The 811-nt window shown below is 54.4% G+C and carries 1 protein-coding gene; it reads right to left on the bottom strand.

Annotated elements, in window-relative coordinates; all coding sequences use genetic code 11:
* Positions 1 to 811, bottom strand: an 811-nt coding sequence (locus STRDD11_RS13175; RefSeq protein ID WP_241209469.1) for a PEP-utilizing enzyme, incomplete at both ends; no start/stop codon positions are given.

Here is an 811-nt window from a genome sequence, read left to right on the forward strand (position 1 = left end):
CACCAGCACTGTAGGGATTTCGCCCAGATAAATGCGGCCGGAACTGCCATCCACCGAGATAAGAGCTCCTTCGGTCAGGACAACATTGCCGCAGACCAGCGTTTTATTTTCTTCCTGAATGGTCAGCTCGCCGCAGCCGGCCACGCAGCAGGTTCCCATACCTCTGGCGACTACAGCTGCATGGGATGTCATACCGCCGTGGCTGGTCACAATCGCCTGACTGACGACCATGCCCTCGATATCTTCAGGCGAGGTTTCCTGACGGACCAAAATCACCTTTTTGCCCAAGGAATGGCATTCTTTCGCTCGTTCAGCTGTAAAGACAATCTCACCGGTGGCCGCTCCGGGGCTGGCTGGCAGACCTTGAGCCAAAAGGGCGGCCTGACCGAGCGCTTCTTCCTCAAAGACCGGATGAATGAGCTGGTTGATAGTAGCAGGAGCGACCCGCAGGAGCGCTTCTTGCTGACTGATTAGCTCTTCCTTGACCAGATCCAGAGCGATTTTCAGGCTGGCCTTGGCTGTACGTTTGCCGTTTCTGGTCTGCAGAATATAGAGCTTGCCTTTTTCAATGGTAAATTCGATGTCCTGCATATCCTTGTAGTGCTTTTCCAGAATAGCAGCATACTTGAGGAAGTCTTCATAGGCATCGGGCAGGCTCTTCTGCAGGGCAGCGATAGGTTCAGGCGTCCGGATGCCGGCCACGACATCCTCTCCTTGAGCATTGAGCAGAAATTCACCAAAGAGCCGGTTCTCGCCGGTAGCAGGATTTCTGGTAAAGACGACACCTGTGCCGCTTTCTTGGTCGCTGTTG

This window comes from Streptococcus sp. DD11 (assembly GCF_001578865.1).
GTDB classification, from domain to species: domain Bacteria; phylum Bacillota; class Bacilli; order Lactobacillales; family Streptococcaceae; genus Streptococcus; species Streptococcus panodentis.